The organism is Streptomyces sp. SID5464, assembly GCF_009862985.1.
Taxonomy (GTDB): domain Bacteria; phylum Actinomycetota; class Actinomycetes; order Streptomycetales; family Streptomycetaceae; genus Streptomyces; species Streptomyces chartreusis_D.
Genome location: NZ_WWIQ01000003.1, coordinates 162,941 through 163,350 on the forward strand (window position 1 = coordinate 162,941; position 410 = coordinate 163,350).

Genomic DNA, 410 nt, shown 5'->3' on the forward strand with positions numbered 1-410 from the left:
CCACGACCTCGTCCGGGTTGACGCCCTTGTGCGGCTCCTTGCCCGTCAGTTCCTTCACCAGCTCGGTCACGGCCGGCATGCGCGTCGAACCGCCCACCAGAACCACGTGGTCGATGTCGGACACCTTGATCCCGGCGTCCTTGATCGCGTTGTGGAACGGCCCCTTGCACCGCTCCAGCAGATCCGCCGTGAGCTGCTCGAAGTGCGCGCGGGTCAGTTTCTCGTCCAGGTGCAGCGGCCCCTCGGCGGAGGCCGTCACGTAGGGCAGATTGATCGTGGTCTCCGACGAGCTGGACAACTCGATCTTCGCCTTCTCCGCGGCCTCCCGCAGCCGCTGCACGGCCATCCTGTCCTTCGCCAGGTCGACGCCGTAGTGGTTCTTGAACTGCTTCACCAGGTGGTCGACGATC

1 protein-coding gene is annotated in these 410 nt (G+C 65.6%); it reads right to left on the reverse strand.

Going from position 1 to position 410, the window contains the following annotated elements; translation table 11 throughout:
- Positions 1 to 410, reverse strand: a 410-nt coding sequence (locus tag GTY47_RS02940; RefSeq protein WP_010038271.1) for an Hsp70 family protein, incomplete at both ends; no start/stop codon positions are given.